The sequence below is a fragment of the Streptomyces sp. NPDC002788 genome, from assembly GCF_053592115.1.
Genome location: NZ_JBSFVB010000027.1, coordinates 21,819 through 37,427, shown reverse-complemented (window position 1 = coordinate 37,427; position 15,609 = coordinate 21,819). Strand labels below are relative to the sequence as shown.

At 67.4% G+C, this 15,609-nt stretch carries 15 protein-coding genes and 3 pseudogenes; 5 read left to right on the top strand and 13 right to left on the bottom strand.

Annotated elements, in window-relative coordinates; genetic code table 11:
- Positions 1–3: 3 nt before the first annotated feature.
- The 9 genes from ACWD1U_RS34565 to ACWD1U_RS34525 all read right to left on the bottom strand — a co-directional run bounded on the left by ACWD1U_RS34565 (position 4) and on the right by ACWD1U_RS34525 (position 7,612).
- A complete protein-coding gene (locus tag ACWD1U_RS34565; RefSeq protein ID WP_451113315.1) occupies positions 4–1,011 on the bottom strand; it encodes a Gfo/Idh/MocA family protein in 1,008 nt (335 codons plus the stop codon).
- Positions 1,002–1,844 carry a Cof-type HAD-IIB family hydrolase gene (locus tag ACWD1U_RS34560; protein WP_451113314.1) on the bottom strand — a complete coding sequence of 281 codons (843 nt, stop codon included), beginning with the start codon at positions 1,842–1,844 and terminating at the stop codon, positions 1,002–1,004. Before ACWD1U_RS34560 ends, ACWD1U_RS34565 begins: the two co-directional genes overlap by 10 nt.
- An 8-nt stretch (positions 1,845–1,852) precedes the next feature.
- Complete coding sequence (locus ACWD1U_RS34555; protein ID WP_451113313.1) at positions 1,853–3,067, bottom strand: MFS transporter; 1,215 nt, start codon at positions 3,065–3,067, stop codon at positions 1,853–1,855.
- Between the two features lie 2 nt (positions 3,068–3,069).
- Positions 3,070–3,486, bottom strand: coding sequence for a hypothetical protein (locus tag ACWD1U_RS34550; protein WP_451113312.1), 417 nt, complete (start codon positions 3,484–3,486; stop codon positions 3,070–3,072).
- Positions 3,483–4,646 (bottom strand): hypothetical protein, encoded by a 1,164-nt coding sequence (locus ACWD1U_RS34545; protein WP_451113311.1) that lies wholly within the window; start codon positions 4,644–4,646, stop codon positions 3,483–3,485. Before ACWD1U_RS34545 ends, ACWD1U_RS34550 begins: the two co-directional genes overlap by 4 nt.
- A 129-nt stretch (positions 4,647–4,775) precedes the next feature.
- Positions 4,776–5,489 carry an SDR family NAD(P)-dependent oxidoreductase gene (locus ACWD1U_RS34540; RefSeq protein WP_451113310.1) on the bottom strand — a complete coding sequence of 238 codons (714 nt, stop codon included), beginning with the start codon at positions 5,487–5,489 and terminating at the stop codon, positions 4,776–4,778.
- A complete protein-coding gene (locus ACWD1U_RS34535) occupies positions 5,476–6,234 on the bottom strand; it encodes a phosphoribosylaminoimidazolesuccinocarboxamide synthase (RefSeq protein ID WP_451113309.1) in 759 nt (252 codons plus the stop codon). Before ACWD1U_RS34535 ends, ACWD1U_RS34540 begins: the two co-directional genes overlap by 14 nt.
- 75 nt (positions 6,235–6,309) lie before the next feature.
- Positions 6,310–6,915: an NUDIX domain-containing protein gene (locus ACWD1U_RS34530; RefSeq protein ID WP_451113308.1), complete on the bottom strand. Its 606-nt coding sequence runs from the start codon at positions 6,913–6,915 to the stop codon at positions 6,310–6,312.
- Positions 6,908–7,612, bottom strand: coding sequence for a hypothetical protein (locus ACWD1U_RS34525; protein WP_451113307.1), 705 nt, complete (start codon positions 7,610–7,612; stop codon positions 6,908–6,910). Before ACWD1U_RS34525 ends, ACWD1U_RS34530 begins: the two co-directional genes overlap by 8 nt.
- 423 nt (positions 7,613–8,035) lie before the next feature.
- On the opposite strand from ACWD1U_RS34525, the gene ACWD1U_RS34520 reads away from it, so the two are divergent.
- Together ACWD1U_RS34520 and ACWD1U_RS34515 are read left to right on the top strand one after the other, a co-directional pair.
- Positions 8,036–8,500 (top strand): CYTH domain-containing protein, encoded by a 465-nt coding sequence (locus ACWD1U_RS34520; protein ID WP_451113306.1) that lies wholly within the window; start codon positions 8,036–8,038, stop codon positions 8,498–8,500.
- Positions 8,497–9,378 carry an NAD(P)-dependent oxidoreductase gene (locus ACWD1U_RS34515; protein ID WP_451113305.1) on the top strand — a complete coding sequence of 294 codons (882 nt, stop codon included), beginning with the start codon at positions 8,497–8,499 and terminating at the stop codon, positions 9,376–9,378. The genes ACWD1U_RS34520 and ACWD1U_RS34515 overlap by 4 nt, the downstream gene beginning before the upstream one ends.
- A gap of 7 nt (positions 9,379–9,385) precedes the next feature.
- On the opposite strand, the gene ACWD1U_RS34510 is transcribed toward ACWD1U_RS34515, so the two are convergent.
- On the bottom strand, positions 9,386–10,108 hold the full coding sequence (locus ACWD1U_RS34510; protein WP_451113304.1) for a response regulator transcription factor: 723 nt from the start codon (positions 10,106–10,108) through the stop codon (positions 9,386–9,388).
- Between the two features lie 127 nt (positions 10,109–10,235).
- Here ACWD1U_RS34510 and ACWD1U_RS34505 point away from each other — a divergent pair, with 127 nt between their 5' ends.
- On the top strand, positions 10,236–10,757 hold the full coding sequence (locus tag ACWD1U_RS34505; protein ID WP_451113303.1) for a nucleoside-diphosphate kinase: 522 nt from the start codon (positions 10,236–10,238) through the stop codon (positions 10,755–10,757).
- A gap of 198 nt (positions 10,758–10,955) precedes the next feature.
- Positions 10,956–11,135 (top strand): annotated as a pseudogene (locus ACWD1U_RS34500) (DUF1203 domain-containing protein); the annotation flags it as partial.
- 97 nt (positions 11,136–11,232) lie between these two features.
- Here ACWD1U_RS34500 and ACWD1U_RS34495 read toward each other — a convergent pair.
- Positions 11,233–12,380 (bottom strand): annotated as a pseudogene (locus ACWD1U_RS34495) (IS701 family transposase); the annotation flags it as partial.
- A 44-nt stretch (positions 12,381–12,424) separates the two neighbouring features.
- Between ACWD1U_RS34495 and ACWD1U_RS34490 the strand changes: the two are divergent.
- Positions 12,425–12,910: a hypothetical protein gene (locus tag ACWD1U_RS34490; RefSeq protein WP_451113302.1), complete on the top strand. Its 486-nt coding sequence runs from the start codon at positions 12,425–12,427 to the stop codon at positions 12,908–12,910.
- 378 nt (positions 12,911–13,288) lie between these two features.
- Here the strand turns inward: ACWD1U_RS34490 and ACWD1U_RS34485 are convergent.
- Both ACWD1U_RS34485 and ACWD1U_RS34480 read right to left on the bottom strand, forming a co-directional pair.
- Positions 13,289–14,268, bottom strand: a pseudogene (locus ACWD1U_RS34485) (IS481 family transposase).
- Between the two features lie 80 nt (positions 14,269–14,348).
- Positions 14,349–15,575 (bottom strand): MFS transporter, encoded by a 1,227-nt coding sequence (locus ACWD1U_RS34480; RefSeq protein WP_451113301.1) that lies wholly within the window; start codon positions 15,573–15,575, stop codon positions 14,349–14,351.
- Positions 15,576–15,609 lie beyond the last annotated feature (34 nt).

Sequence of the window (15,609 nt, the reverse complement as noted above, 5' to 3'; positions counted from 1 at the left end):
TCTTCAGCGCCTTTCCGTTTTGTCGACCTTCATCACCGCGTCCACCAGCGCCAGGGCGGCAAGTCCGTCGTCGAAGCAGGGCATCGGGCGGGCGCCGGTGTCCAGGTCGTCGGCGAGGCGGCGGTACGGGTTCATGGAGTGCGCCCCGAAGAGCTGCTGCGCGTCGCGTGCCCCCGTGGAGAGGGTGAACAGTCCGGACCCGTCCGCGGTGTTCACCCTGACGCGGATGACGCCGAGGGATCCGTGAGCGGTGACGAAGAGTTGCGGCTGGGTCCCGCCCGTCCGTGACACCATGACCCGGGCCCGGGTCGGGTTGACGATGGTGCGCAGTTCGGCCTGGGCGAAGTCGCCGGCAGTTCCGGACGCCGCATCGTGGCTCATTGGGGTGTCTTGGGCGCGGTGCGTCCAGGCTGACGACACCTGCCAGAGGCCCGCCCCGGTCAGCCACGGCACCAGGTCGAAGGCATGCGCGCCCAGTTCGGTGAGAGCGCCGTCGCCGGCGTTTCGCCGTTCGCGCTGGTTGCCGGAGCCGGCGGATCGCGCGTAGGTGTCATCGTGGAGGTCGATGTCGATCGCCAGGAGCTGGCCGACTGCGCCTTCGGCGAGGGCCTGCCTGGTGTGTCGCAGGGCCGGGTTTTCCCGCAGCTGGAAGGACACGACGGTACGGGCGTGTCGGGCGTGTGCCAGTTCGGCCAGCTCCAGTGCGGACTGCCGGCTGGCGGCCAGCGGAGCTTCGCATACGACCAGAAGCCCGCGGCGCAGCGCCTCGGACACAAGTTTGTGGCGGCTGTGCGTCGGGGTGGTGATGGCCACGGCGTCGATCCGGCCGTGTCGTATCAGGGACAGGGCGTCAGTTGTCACTTCGGCGTGCGGGTGGTGCGTGCGGACCACTTCGGCGGCCGTCTCGATGTCCTGTGAGCAGGCCACCGCCTTCACGGAGAACTCGGGGCACTGCGCGATCCACTGCGCATGAACGCTGCCCCGCCTGGTTCCGACAATTGCTATTTCCACAGGTTTCCCTCTTCTCGGCGGGGTGCGTGCGCGCGCGTGGGCAGGACGGGGTGCTGCTGTTCCAACAGACGCTCCAGCCAGCGGGCGACGCCGTCCTCGTTGTTGGAGAGGGTGATCTCGTCTGCTGCGGCAAGTACGTCCGGGTGGGCGTTGGACATGGCCACCGACCAGCCCGCCCAGCGGAGCATGGGCAGGTCGTTGGGCATGTCGCCGAAGGCGACGGCCTGCTCGGCGGACATGCCCAGCTGGACGGACAGCAGGTCCAAGGTCGCGGCTTTGGTGACGCTGCTGCGGGTGATCTCGCAGAACGCCGGAGTGGATACCGTTACCGTGCACCGGCCGTCCAGGGCGCTGGCTACGACCAGGTGGTAGTCGTGGGCCGATCCCTCGGTCTGGACGATGAGCTTGCCCACGCCGTGCTCGTCGAGTTCCTCCTCCAGCGACCGAACCCAGCGGGCCTCTCTGCTGAAAACGGGGTCGAGGTCGAATCCGTCTTCCAACAGCAGGTCCGGCCACCGCTCACAGCCCAGCCGCACGCCGGGAAGCTGGCGCCGGAGCACCGCGATCACCTCGGCGGCGACGGCCTGCGTCATGGGGTGGTGGGTCACGACGGTTTCGCGGGCGTAGTCGTAGGAGATGGCCCCGTTGCTGCAGACCGCGACGGCCATGTGTCCAAGGGCCTCCGCGATGGGCTGTACATCACGAACGGGTCGCGCGCTGGCCATCACGAAGGTGTGGCCCGCTTTCTGCACCGCCTGCACTGCAGCCCGGGTGCGTACGGAGATCCCGCCTGCGGAGTTGAGCAGCGTGCCGTCGAGGTCGGAAACGATCATCAGAGGCTTCACAGTGATGTCGTCCCCCTGCTGAGGGGCGCGGGGCCGGCGGGGCCGCTCGCGCTGCGCCGGAACAACGCGGCCGTCGCGTATGCCAGAGCTCCGGCCGCACCGATGACGAGGAAGGAGGCCCAGATCCCGATGTGCTGTTCGGCCGCGCCTGCGGCCGAGGTGCCCAGAGCGTTGCCCGTGAGGACGGCGGTCACCATCCAGGCGAACGCCTCGGTGGCAGTCCCTGGGGGCGCAACCTCACCGATGATCGAGAACCCACAGGTCAGCACTGGTGCCAGGAAAAGACCTGCGCAGAAGACGAGGATGCCGGCGATGACGGGATGGGGAACCAAGATCAGCGGCAGGTAGGACAGGAACATGCCGAGCAGCAAGAGGGTCAGCTGTCGTGATGAGTCGGCTCGCCACTGGCGGGCTCCGTAGAAGAGGCCGCCGATGAGTGCGCCGGCCGCGTTGACCCCCAGCAGGACACCGGACAGGCCCTTACTGCCGACGTGTTCCTGATAGGCGACGGTCGCGATGTTGAGCGCGCCCAGGCTCACGCCTACGAAGGCCAGGCTCACCAGCAGCTGCCGCAGCCGGGCGGAGCGCAGGGGGCCGGCCCAGTCCGGTGTACGGGGCTCGGCCCTCCAGCGCCGCACGGGCGCGGGGACGATGTAGGCCAGGGTGCCGGCGATCATCGCGACGGTGGTGACGACGAGCGCGACGGACGGATCGGCGACAGAGGTCAGCAGGACCACCAGGAGTGGTCCGGTGACGAAGACGACCTCCTGCAGCGAGGCGTCGAGCGCGTAGGCGGCGCCGATGGCCCGCTGGTCCTTGAGGACACTGGGCCACATCGTTCGCAGGCAGGGTTCCAGAGGGGGTGAGAAGAATCCGGCGACGACGACGGCCGCCGCGGCCATGCTCACGCTGCTGTCGCCGAACCGCACCAGAGCCAGGAAGCCCGTACCCGAGACGAGCGCGCTGACGAACAGGACGACGACCTGGCCGAATCGGTCTACCGCCCGGCCCAGGAGCGGGCCGCCCGCGGCCATGGACAGACCGTAGAGCGCGGTGACGGTGCCGACCGTGCCAAAGCCCAGCCCCTGGGCGCGCAGGAACAACGCGATGGCCAGGGGGGCCATGCCGTTGGGAAGACGGCCCAGGAGGTTGAAGGTGAACAGGTACTTGGCGTGCTGCGAGCTGAGGCAGTCCCGGTAGGCAGTCAGCATGATCAACGACGATCTCCGGGCGTAGGTTCGATCTGGGGATGCAAGGTGAGGTCGACCTCGACGATGTCGGGGCCGTCGAAGGCGATGCGGACGTGTGCCGCCCCGCTGAATCGCTGCGCGGGGACGCCGTCTGCCAGATGGAGCCATAGCCATGCGGCGTCGACATCGAAGGCGATGCAATTCTTCGGCGGTTTCCTGACCGAGACGGCGTACGAGGACAGGGCGTCGGCCACCCGGTCCGGCAGCGTCATGATGTCCACGTCGATGACTCTGCCGTGTACGTCCAGCACTACGGTGGCAGCCGCGACGACCTCTTCCTGGTACGGAAGGTGAGCGCTGGGTCCGTAGCCGACCAGCAGGTGGCGTCGTGCCGCGTCCCAGTCGGTTTTGGGCTCGGTGGTATGGACTGAGTCGGTCATGCCGGCCGCCCGTACCTGTCGCACCAGATCCAGGCGATCTCCTCGCACTGTTCGGGGGAGAGTTGATGGACGCCCGACGGGTACGGACGATGTGCCAGTTCCCGGATGCACAGGTACAGCTCGCAGCAGAGCAGGTCGTGCAGCCGGCCCACGATCCGCTCGTCGACGTGGCTCGGCGCGAGCCCGGTCATCAGGTACAGCAGTCGGTCCTCGAACCGGCAGACGGTCGTGCCTTCGTACTGCTCCACGCGGGTGAGCATTCCAAAGCCGCTGTCCGGGTCCTGGTCCGATGGATGGAAGCCCTCGGTGAGCACCACTGTCTCGGGCTTGAGCAGGCTCAGGGCCGCCGTGTCCGCCGGCAGGTCCCCGGACAGGTCGATCACCACGTCCGCCCCACCGAGCAGAGTGGCGCGATCCGCGACCCGGTAGCCGGACAGGACGGCAGCACACGTGGATATGGGGTCCGGATCGCACACACCCACGTCGGCGCCGAGCGCACGCAGGGCGGCTGCCACGGCCGTGTGCCGCTCCCCGAAGCCCAGGACCGCCACCGCGCAGTCGGACAGCGAGCGGGCCAAATCCCGGCGCAGCCGCACCTCCAGGGTTTGTGCGATGGCGTATCCCGCGGGAGTGTGGGCCAGGGAGTCCAATGCGCTGCCGCTGGTGGTGAAGACCGGCAGGCGCGGCTGGACCGGCTCCACGGCCTGTCGGCCGACGCCGCACTGCGCGCTCCACACCGCGCCGCGTGCCCCCTGCTCGGCGAGCAGTCCGGAGCCCTCCTCGGAGAGGAGGTGACCTGGTCCCTGGATCACGACGGGAGCCGCGGACCGGCGCGTGAGCCTGCCCGTGTATTCGGCGGCGGTGCGCACGATGTCCCGCGGGTGGTCGGGCGTGAGCATCAGGACATCCCCCAGGTGTGCAGTGGAGACCGCCGGCTGGTCGTGACCGGGGGTGGTGATCACGGCGCTGACGTCGAGGACATCGGCGAGCACCCGGAGGTAGGCCACTGTGCCGGGGCCCACTTCACCCGTGACGACCAGGCACGCCCCGTCGGCCGGGAACGCCTCGACGACCTTGCGCAGGGCGGGGAGTCGCGGCTCGCGCGTGGCTGCACCGGAATTCGCGGCGGAACGGGTACTGGCCGGGTTGGCCCGGGCCATCTGCGAAGGCTCCCCGGATGTAGCGGGTCGTCCTAAGTAGAGGGCTGTATGAGAGGCCGGACTTTGAATCACTGTGGTGTCCTTCGTCCTGCGCCCGGTTTCCCGGCGCGTGGTTCACCGTCGCGGAGCTCACACGTGCTGGAGGCGGTCTATTCCGGAGATACCGGGATCCTGCAGTAGTGCCGGGCGGATCTCGATGTCGCCGATGACCAGGTCGGAAGGCTGGTCCTGCACGAGGGCGCCGACACAGCGGGCGACTGACTCGGTGGCCATCTTGTAGGGCGATTCGTCGCCGTACTCGTTGGCGATGGCACCGGGGCTGACCAGTGTGGCCCGCACCTCGTGGGCCCGTTCCTCCAGCAGCAGCGTCTCCACCAGGGCCTTGAGGGCCCCTTTGGTGGCGCTGTAAGAGGCCCCGCCCTCGAAGAAGCGGGTTCCGGCGTGGCTCCCGATGATCACGTAGCTTCCCCGTGCGGCACGAACCGCCGGGAGCGAGGCCCGTACGATCCGGAAGACCGAGGTGAGGTTCACCGCCACGGCCCGGTCCCAATCGACCGGATCCATTTCGGCGATGGAAGCGAACGTGCGGTCCACCGCGTTGGTGACGCAGACGTCGAGCCGTCCGAAGTGTGCGAGCACCTGGTTGACCGCCGTGTCCACGGTGGCCGCTTCGCCAAGGTCACACGCGACCTCGTACATCCAGTCCTCGCCGAGGAGGGTGCGGTTGAGGCCGGCCACCCGGTAGCCGCGACGGTGCAGTTCTTGGGCGATGGCCAGCCCGGTACCCCGGTTCGTCCCGCTGATCAGGGCGACCGGGGCGCCGGTGGGGTCAGCCGACCTCATGAAGCAACCTCTGCCACGCGGTGACCAGTTCCTTCGGAGAGGCACCGTGGCGGAAGAGGTCCTTGTCCAGGGAGGACCCGTCGGGGTGACGCAGCCGCATGCAGTCGGGCGACACCTCGGAGACCACTACCGGCTCGCCCTGCGGGTCGAGCCCGAGGATGAGGCAGAAGTCCCAGACCTCGAGGGGGGCGAGCCAGGTGACCAGGGTGTCGTTGACGGCGAGGGCAATCCGTCGGAACTCGTCGACGGGAAGGTCCAGGGCGCGCAGGTAGTCCTCGCCTATCGGCTGGTCCTCGGGGTCGATCCGGTAGTCGAACTTCACCACCGGCTTGGGGAGCTCGGAGTTCGCCGTGAAGAGCCCAGGGTATTTGATCAGAGTGGACCCGATCGCCCGGTTCTTCACGATCACCTCGAAGGGCGGGGCCTCGTGGAACTCGGACAGGTAAACCGTCGGGGCCAGCCTGCGGACGAAGCCGGTCCGGATCCCGTCCTTGGCCAGTCGCGCTGCGGCACGCTCGTAGAAGTCCAGACGCAGCGGACCGGTGTCGTCGATGAGTTCGTCACGGCTGTAGGTGTAGCTGCGGAGGCTGGGGATCATCTCCACCACGCACAGACCGCCGGGGAGCATCCAGATGCGCTTGCTGCGCCCTTCGATGTCCGGGGTGCCCGCGTCGCGGACTGCGAGCAGCTCCTCGTCGCTCAGGGCAAGAGTCGCAGCACGGTCCGCCGACGATGAGTCTTCCACTGACAACGCCTTTCGTGATGAGGGGTTCCGGGAGGGGCGACCTGGGACTTGTCCGGCCGCCCCTTGCCCGGGGAGTCATGGGGTGCAGAGCCCTAGGTTCTGGGCGTGCAGGAGGAGGAGCAGGGTCTTGGCATCGGATGCCTGCTCACGCAAGACCTGTCTCAGTGCCTCGTGCAGGGGAAGTTCGAGGACCTGGATGTCCTCTCCTTCGTCGGGTACGCCACCCCCCGGGCCCGAGCGGACCCCGGGGGTGTACACGCCGGTGAAGAGGTGGGTCCGCTCGGTGCTCAGCTGCGGGGACAGGTAGGTCGTGAACGCCTTGCGTAGTTCGGTGACCTGGAATCCGGTCTCCTCCTCGGCCTCACGCCGAACCGCTTCCTCTGCCCCGGCCTCGTCGAGCAGTCCTCCTGGTGCTTCGATCAGCTGGCCGTGCGGATCTCCGTGAAGGAAGACCGGAAGGCGGAACTGACGGGTGAGGACCACGGTGCCGGCGCCCGGTGAGTACAGGAGAACCGCCGCCCGGTCGCCGCGGCGAAGGTCGACCCGGGACAGCCGCTGCGTCACGCCGTCGGTCCGGGTGACGTCGAGGCTGTACCGGCGCAGCGTGTACCAGTCTTCGCTCAATGTTTCGGAGGCGTGCAGCCGGGCCGACGGCCGGCGGGTCGATCCGTTCTCAGGCACCGTTGATGTTCGCCCGGATGCTGTTGAGCTTCCCGGTGAGTTCTTCTCGGGTGAACATCACGTTGCCGGTCGTGGTGTCGGTGCTGGGGTAGGCGGTGTTGTAGACGTTGGAGAAGTTGCGCTCCCGAGGGCCGCGCAGCACAAGGGTGCAGGTCATCGACTCCAGCGGGAGTACGACGCGGTGGATGCGGTGGTACTTGAGGTGGTAGGCGTTGCCCTGCTCCTCGATGCTGTCCTCCGTCACCTCCAGCTCGGTCTCGCCGATGAACTCGTAGAAGTTCGAGGTGGTGGAGACGCCTTGCTTCTCCGGGCTGTACCGGTACTGCTGAAAGCCGACGCGCGGATAGGCGGAGGGTGCGTCGGTGTCCTCGGGCCGGGAGAAGTTCTGCGACACCAGGCGTCCGGTGAGGATGGTGGACCAAAAGCTGAACCGGTGGTCGTGAATCAGCTCGTCGTTGATCTCCTTCTCGGTGTAGGGCGGGCACCACGCGTGCAGTGTCAGCCGGTAGCCGAGCTGGGCCCCCGTGTCGACCAGGACGATCTTGTCGAAGTGGTTGACGTGACGGTACGAACGGCCGGCGATTTCGTCCAGGAGGGTTTCGTCCTCGAGGAAACGACCGAGAAGCCCGGAAATACAAGGAGCTTCTCCCAGACGCCTCACCAGGTTCAGGTTGTAGTCACTCTGGCGTTCACTCACGTCGTGCGGAAGACCGTTGATCAGGGTTAACAGGTCCTTGGGTCCAATGCCCGTCAGGCTGTCGCTCGTCGTTGCAGGAGCAGTCATGAAATCCCCCAAAATTTCTAGCTTCTTCGGCTCTTTCAGCATCCCTGCGGGGAGCCTCGCCCATAGCCAGACGCTGCCGCCTTACCTGTCTAATCGAGCCCGCTCGAACAGATCAAGTACGCGAAAGTGCGCCCGATCGGAGGTAGCCGATCGAGCACCTCCATCGAGGCGTACCGATGTTCACCTTTCTTGGCGCGTTGCTCCAAGGGAGGGTTGACCAGGCAAGAACCGCCGATGACCACCCGTTCGCAGCGCCGCAATGTGTCCTGCATGTGAACGCGGAGCAAGCAAGCCGGCAGTGGTTCGAACGGACTGACGACACAGGGGGCGCGCATCGTGGGTACCGAGATCGAGCGAAAATTCGTCGTGCAGAACCTCGGTGAAGTTCTACGGATTCCGGCCATGCAAGTACGCCAGGGATACCTGGCACGCAACTCCCACGAGGAGGTACGGATCCGCCGGATGGGCGACGAGTACACCCTCACGACGAAGAAAGGCTCAGGGCTTCAGAGAGCTGAGTTCGAGACCCCGATCAGCGCCGCGCAGTTCGATGCGCTCTGGCCCGCAACCGAAGGCAGTCGCATCACCAAGACCCGCCGCGAGGTGAAGCTTCCGGAAGGCCGGATCGCCTACGTCGACGTCTTCGAAGAACACCTCGAAGGACTCACCACCGTGGAGGTGGAGTTCGACGAAACCAGCACCGCCCTGGCCTTCGTGCCACCGAACTGGTTCGGGCACGAGGTCACCGAGGACAAGCGGTACTCCAACAAGGTGCTCAGCTCGGAAGGGAAGCCGGAATGACCTGCGTCGCAGTACTGGGCCTCGGCAACATAGGCCGGGCCGTCGTCGCGCGGCTGCTGCTCGCCGGGCACGAGGTGCTGGTGTGGAACCGCGACGCCTCGGCCTGTGAGCGTCTGCCGGACGACAAGGCCATCGCGGTCCAGACCCCGGCCGAGGCAGCTCGCCGAGCCGAGGCTGCGATTCTGGTGGTCACCGACGAGGCCGCCGTAAAAGAGGTCGTCTCCGGCCCGGACGGTATCGCGGCCGGCGCCAAGTCCTCACCCGTGGTACTGATCCAGATGTCCACGGTGGCACCCCACACCCTTAACTGGGTCGCCGATGCCCTGCCGGACGGATCCGCCGTGCTGGACGCCCCCGTCATGGCAGGCCCCGGAAAGCTCGCCGCCGGCAAGGGAACGGTGTACGTCGGCGGATCCGACGAGCTGGTCCGGCAGTGGACCCCCCTCCTGCAGGACATCGGCAACATCTCACACGTCGGAGAGCTGGGGTCGGCCTCCGCGGCGAAGCTCGTCGCCAACTCCGCACTCTTCGGCATCGTGGCTCTCCTCGGGGAATCCATCGCTCTCGCCGAAGGCCTCGGCCTGGACCGGCGTACGGCGTTCGACGTGCTCGCATCCACACCACTCGCCGCCCAGGCCGAGCGCCGGCGCGCTTCACTGGAGACGGACACGTTCCCCACCCGATTCTCGCTGAGGCTTGCCGCCAAGGACGCCGGACTCATCCACGAGGCGGCTGCGGACCACGATGTCGAACTGCGCCTGGGCGCCGCCACACGTTCGTGGATCACCGAAGCCCGGGCCGCGGGCCACTCGGAGGAGGACTACACGGTCATCCTGCGCGCGGCGACCGCGAAGGAACGCCCCCCGCAGTACTTCTGACGTCAAGTCAGGGCCGATAGACGGGGAGCAGGCCAAGCTGGGTGACCTTCAAAGCGGCCTCGGTACGGTTCGTGCTGTCGAGCTTGATCAATAAGTTCGAGACGTGCCGCTTGACTCCGTGAATGGAGATACCGAGCGCCCGCGCAATCTGCTGATTGCTCTGCCCCTGCGCCAGCAGCGACAGCACCGCGCGCTCACGCTGGGTCACCCTGTCCAGGCCTCGCTCCGCCACCGTCCTCGAGGAGTGCGGCGGCGGCTCACCGACGACCGGATACAGGCTCACCGCGGTCAGCTGCTCGAAGACTCGCTGAAGCACTTGGGAGTCGATGCGCTGTTCCTGAAGCCAGGCATCCGGCCCCCTCGTCCCGTCAGCGGGCTGCCCAAACGACGGCCGTCGGGCATGCGGGCTGGTAATGACCAACTGCGCGCCGGCCTCCCCCACGGACGAAGCCACCGAAGCCGTGTACGACTGCGACGGCACCACACATATGCCGAACCGCTCCTCCTGGAGAAGTCTGTGGAACATCTCCACGGTCCGGCACAGCCGGTAGCGGCGCACGAGAGAGAGACCATCCAGGAGGACGGGAAGCCCATAGAAGGACACCTCGTCGTGCGCGAGCCACAGGACGCTCTCTCCCCCGCGTCCCTCGTCCGCCCCGTCCCCCGTCCTCCCCGTCCTCGCTAACGAGCCATCGGACTCAAGAACGGCTGCCGCCTTGTAGGCGCTCACAGTCCCCCCTGTTAGATCGCCCCGTTGGCGTACGGGCAATTGTCACCGGTCGAATTAGCGTACGGCCCGTAAAGGGGAGGCTGCCCGACCGTTCAAGCCAAGATCCCATCTGAACCAGGAGCCCCACGTGATCCCCACACCGGCCGAGGAAACCACTGCCCCGGTAGAGCGAACCCTCGTGCTCATCAAGCCGGACGCACTCCTGCGTGGCCTGGTCGGCCGCGTATTGACACGTTTCGAGGAGGTCGCCCTCAAGATCGTGGGAGTGAAGATGCGGACCATGGACGACGCGTTCATCCGGGAGCACTACTTCGACCTGGAGGAAAGGCGCGGTTCGGTCGTCTACGCTCGCTCCGCCGCATTCATGAAGCAAAGTCCGATAATCGCCTTCGTGCTGGAAGGCTACGGCGCTGTGGGCACTGTCCGAAAACTGATCGGCTCCTCCTGCCCCGACGAAGCAGCGCCGGGCACCATACGTGGCGACCTCTCCCACTTCAGCAGCGAAGCAAGCAACGCCACTGGCAAGGGCATGGCCAACATCGTCCACGCCTCGGCAAACCGGCAAGAGGCCGAGTACGAAGTACAGCTGTGGTTCACGCCGGAGGAACTCCACACGTACCGGTCCCTCGCCGAGCTGCTGACCTACTGACGCACCCGAGGGGCGGCCGGGACGGTCCAGGTTTCCCCCAGGTCTGCCGGTCGGAACGAGGATGTCCGTATCGCCGCCCCGTCCGCCGACCTCACCCCGATCACCTGGCCGATGAAGTGACGTCGAGCGCTTCCCGGGGCGCGCCCGGGGGCGGGGCGATCCACGTCGGGTGCGGAACGGCGGGCGGCGGCGGGCGCGAGGGCGGCAGGCCGGGGCGGTGGGGCGAGGGAGCGCATCGCGCTCGTCTCGTACGCGCCGCTGCGCCGCTGGGCCGCCGCGACGGGCGCCGAACCCGGCGCGTACGACGCGCGGGGCCCCGTCTTCATCCACGCCGGTCCCTGCGCGGGGCCGTCCGACGGCCCCGCCACCTCGTACCCCTTAATAGGCCTCCGTTAGGTCTGTCTCCATCTTGATGTCTTGCGTGGCCTGGTGGGCAGGGGTTGGTGGCAGGTGGTGCAGATGCCGGTCCAGCACCTCAGGATGTCCTGGAGGGCGTCGAGGGTCTGGTAGAGAGTGAGCCCGTGTGGGTGCTTTTGGGGCCAGGCGCTGTTCGGTGAGGAAGGCGTGGGCGGCGGTCACGAGGGTGACGTGGTGGTGCCAGCCGGGCCAGGAACGGCCTTCGAAGTGGTCCAGGCCCAGGCCGTGCTTGAGTTCGCGGTAGTCGTGCTCGATGCGCCAGCGGACCTTGGCCAGATGGACCAGGTCGGTGATCGGGGTGTCGGCCGGCAGGTTGGACAGCCAGTAATCGGTCGGTGCGGCATCGGCGGGCCACTCGATCAGCAGCCAGCAGTCGGGCAGGATGCCGTCCCACCAGCCTTGTTCGGCCGAGGCCGCGGCTTTGATGGGACGCTCGACTGCTTTGCCGGCCGGGCGCACGCGCACGGCGGCGAAACGGGAGCGTAACTCGCCTCTCGAGCCGTGCCGCCAGGTGAGCGGGGTGAATGCCTCCGGCTTGAGGCCGGCGGCCAGGGCTGACACCGACGGTGCGGTCTGCCGGTAGCGGGGCTGGGGCCAGCAGCCGATGGCCCCTTTGCGGACCGGAGTGACGGGCTTCGTCTCGAAGGGGTGGGCGCTCACGTCCGACCGGACGGCCAGGACGTAGGCAAGCCCGCGCTCTGACAGTGCGGTCCGCAGGTGAGCGTTGGTGCCGTAGGCGGCGTCGGCCACCACGACCGGAGGCTTCATGCCCCAGGCTGCGAGCGTGTCGAGCATGTCCAGGGCGAGGCGCCACTTCTCGCGGTGCGTGACCTCCGCCGGGATGCGGGCGAGGGCCCGGCGAGCGGTGTCCGACGCCCAGTCCTTGGGCAGGAACAGGCGCCATTGCAGCGGGCAGGACGCGGTATCGGTCGCGGCATGAACGCTGACCGCGACCTGGCAATTCGCCCTCTTTCCCAAGGCTCCGCAGTACTGCGGAGCCACGCCGGCCGACAGCCGGCCGTCCTTGGGCACCGACACGTCGTCGATCACCCAGGCCGCCGGATCGATCAGCGGCAGCATCCGCTCACAGAGCCGCCGCTGCACCGGCACCGGATCCCAGGTGGACTGGTTTACGAACTGCTGGAGGTTCTGTTCGTTGCCGTCCGGTAATCGCGAGGCCATGGCCTGGATGGACTTGCGGCGGCCTGCTTTGCAGGCGCTCGGGATCCTCGTCCCGGAAGGCGTCGTGGGTGCCGAAGCCCGCGTTGTTGACCAGTCCGATGGCGTGGATGCCGCGCGATTCGAGCTCGGCCGCCGACCGGGCCGACAACCGGCTGACAGACCGGCGCGGTCTTGTCGAAGACCTTCTTCCCGGCCGGGGCGAGCCCATGGCTGCCGACGTCCACCACCTCTCGGTGATGGTCAAGCACCAGGCCCCGGGAGGCTCCGTCGGCATGAAGCAGTCGGAGATCGATGAGATCCTCGGCGTCGGCCAGGCCTCGATGAGCCGCGCCATGGCCCTGCTGGTCGAACGCGGCATCGTCTTGCGTTCCGGAGGCGGCTGCGGGCATCGGTATGCCCTCAATCCCGCGGTCGCCGGCTACGAGTCGCAGACCGAACTCGAGAAGGCGATGACCGAGCAGCTCGCCGTGGGCGGCCCTCCCCCGATCAAGGTCCCTGGCTACGCCAAGCGCCCTCCCAAGCCCGGCAAAGGCGGACTGCTCGCAGTGGCGTGAATGCACACAGCGAGGCCCCGGCGGAATCGCCGGGGCCTCGCCACACCTGTACGCGATGAACGCGCATCACCAGTATGCCTGCGCTCCTTCGGCTCCCACACACAACCACTTGCCGACCAGCGCAAGAAACGAGCGGCGGCCGCTGCCGCAGCCAAGAGGCGCGGCCTGCTGCACGCCGTCGGCTGACCGGGCACCTGCCTAACTGGGCAACATGGCGCTGCCCCCGACGGCTCACAGCTGCCGTGTCCGAGGGCTACGGCGTACGCGCTGACTTGCAGTCCGAGTATGAATAAGCGCCTCACCCGTGTACCGCCTGGGTCGTGCGAATGCTGCGCTCCGACCAGGAGGACCAACATGTACGTCGACTCTGGACGATCCTTAGTTGTATGAGGTTATGACGTTGGTTACACCTGCTCGGAGTAACGATGCTGGTGGTCGGTTCCCCGCGGCCGTGTGGGGCCGGTGGTAGTTGTAGTGCACGTTCCACGTGGTGAGAGCGTCTGACCGATGCTGCTCCGAGATCAGGTGCGGGCGTAGAGGAACTCCTCAGCCAAAATGCGGTTGTAGCGTTCTACCTTGCCGTTGTGGCGTGGGGTGTACGGGGTGATGCGCTGATGCCGGGCTTGGTGGAGGACGCGAGCGAAGTCTTTGGCGCGGTAGCACGATCCGTTATCAGTGACGATCCGTCCAATTCGGTTGATGCCATGTGCGGCGAAGAACGCCCGCGCCCGGTGTACGAATCCGACAGCGGTGACCGCCTTCTCATCCTGCAACGCTTCGGTGTAGGCCAGGCGGGAGAACCCGTCGACGGCAGAGTGCAGATACACATACCCGCTGGGGGCTCCTGCCGCTTTCGCCCGGTCGACTGCCTTGGCACGGTTGCTGCCGCGACCGTGGACTCGCCACCCGCCACCGTCGGGTATCCGGCCGACCTTCTTGATATAGATGTGCACCATGTGGCCGGGCCAGCGGGCCTCAATCCGTCCTGGTGTCCGGTTGGGCTCACCACTGGGGTCCAGGAACCTGCGCCGGTTCAAGCCGAGGTGGTTCAGGTGTCGGCTCACTGTTCGTGTCGAGATCTTGGTCCCGCTGGTGGTGAGTTCGTGTGCGATACGGCGTGCCGACCATTTGCGATCGCGGCGCAGTCGCTCGATCTGGGCCACCACATTGGCCGGTGTGGAGGGCGGCTGGTGGTGCGGTGTCGAGGGCCGGTCGAGCAGGCCAAGGTCGCCGTAGCGGCGGTACCGATTCACCCATTTGCTGGCGCAGGTGCGGGAGATACCCATCTCAGCAGCTACGTGCGCTATGGGGCGTGTCCGGCACCGTTCTATGAGTCGGCGGCGCCCCTCCGCGGACAGGGGGGCGTTGCGGTGGACTGGGGCTGCCCTGCGGGAACTGGTGCGGACCGCACCAGGGCTGGGGTGTTCGGCGTAGGCATTCATGAGGTCGTGCTCACGCGCTTGGCGGGGAAACCGTGTGAGCGAGTGGCGATCACGACGACCAGCACCGGCACCAGAAGCGCAAGGACGCTCCAGGGGAAGGAGGTCGTACCGAGCAGGCCGAGGAGGATGCCACCGACGACTCCGCCGCCGGCCATGGCCACGTTCCACAGGGTGACGAGCATGGCCTGCGCTGCGTCTGCCGCCTCGCCGCCCGCGTCGCCCACCGCAGTCTGCAGGAGGGTGGGGGCGCCACCCCATCCGAGGCCCCAGAGGGTGACCGCGGCGTAGACCAGGGCGGGACTGTCGGCCAGCACGGCCAGGGTGGCGGCTGCCACGGCGACAAGGAAGGCGCTGGCGATGGTGAGGGCGCGCAGCCGGCGGTTGATGTGAACACCCACGATCCAGATGCTCACCAAGGAGGCTGCGCCGAAGACCAGCAGTACGAGGTCGGTGGAGCCGCCCATGCCGAGGTGGTCGAGGAACGTGGCGATGTAGGTGTAGAGGATGGTGTGGGCCAAGACGAAGACCAGAGTGACGAACAGGACCGCCGTCACGCCGGGGATGGTGAGCGTGCGCAGCATCGGGGTGCGGCCCTCGGCCCGCTGTCCGGGGTAGTCCGGGACAGCCGCAGCGATCCATACGAGCAGAACGACGGTGAGCCCGGTCATGAGCAGGAACGCCACCTGCCAGTTCACCGCCTTGCCGATGAAGGTCCCCGCAGGCACGCCCAGCGACAGTGCAATCGGAATGCCAGCCATAGCGATCGCAATGGCCTTGCCCTGCAGATGAACGGGTGCCATGCGGCGGGCGTATCCGGCGAGCAGTGCCCAGGCCAGACCCGCGGCCACCCCGGCGACGAATCGGGCCACCATGGTCAGGGGGTAGCTCGCCGAGAGGGCGGTGACGGTGTTCGCGACGGCGAAGCCTGTCATCGCTGTCAGTAGTAGACGCTTGCGCCGCCACCCTACGGTGGCCGCGGTCAGGGGAATCGCCGTGAGTGCGGTCCCGAGCGCATAGATCGTCACCGTCTGGCCCGTGGCGGATTCGCTGACGCTGAGGTCGTCACTCATCGCGGGCAGCAGACCTGCAGGCAGCGTCTCGGTCAGGCTGGTGATGAAGACAGCCGTCGCGAGGGCGAGGAGCGCTGGCAGGGGGAGTTTCCGGTCCTTGACCTCGGTGTCAGAACCGGCTGTTCGTACGGGCTCGGTGGTGTGGGTTCGCATGCTGGGTATGCTCGAACCATCACATTGATGTGAA

Excerpts from the sequence above, each read along its gene's own strand:
- ACWD1U_RS34555 (WP_451113313.1), bottom strand. The coding sequence starts at position 3,067 with ATGCTGACTGCCTACCGGGACTGCCTCAGCTCGCAGCACGCCAAGTAC.
- ACWD1U_RS34560 (WP_451113314.1), bottom strand. The coding sequence starts at position 1,844 with ATGATCGTTTCCGACCTCGACGGCACGCTGCTCAACTCCGCAGGCGGG.
- ACWD1U_RS34545 (WP_451113311.1), bottom strand. The coding sequence starts at position 4,646 with ATGGCCCGGGCCAACCCGGCCAGTACCCGTTCCGCCGCGAATTCCGGT.
- ACWD1U_RS34480 (WP_451113301.1), bottom strand. The coding sequence starts at position 15,575 with ATGCGAACCCACACCACCGAGCCCGTACGAACAGCCGGTTCTGACACC.
- ACWD1U_RS34515 (WP_451113305.1), top strand. The coding sequence starts at position 8,497 with ATGACCTGCGTCGCAGTACTGGGCCTCGGCAACATAGGCCGGGCCGTC.
- ACWD1U_RS34540 (WP_451113310.1), bottom strand. The coding sequence starts at position 5,489 with ATGAGGTCGGCTGACCCCACCGGCGCCCCGGTCGCCCTGATCAGCGGG.
- ACWD1U_RS34550 (WP_451113312.1), bottom strand. The coding sequence starts at position 3,486 with ATGACCGACTCAGTCCATACCACCGAGCCCAAAACCGACTGGGACGCG.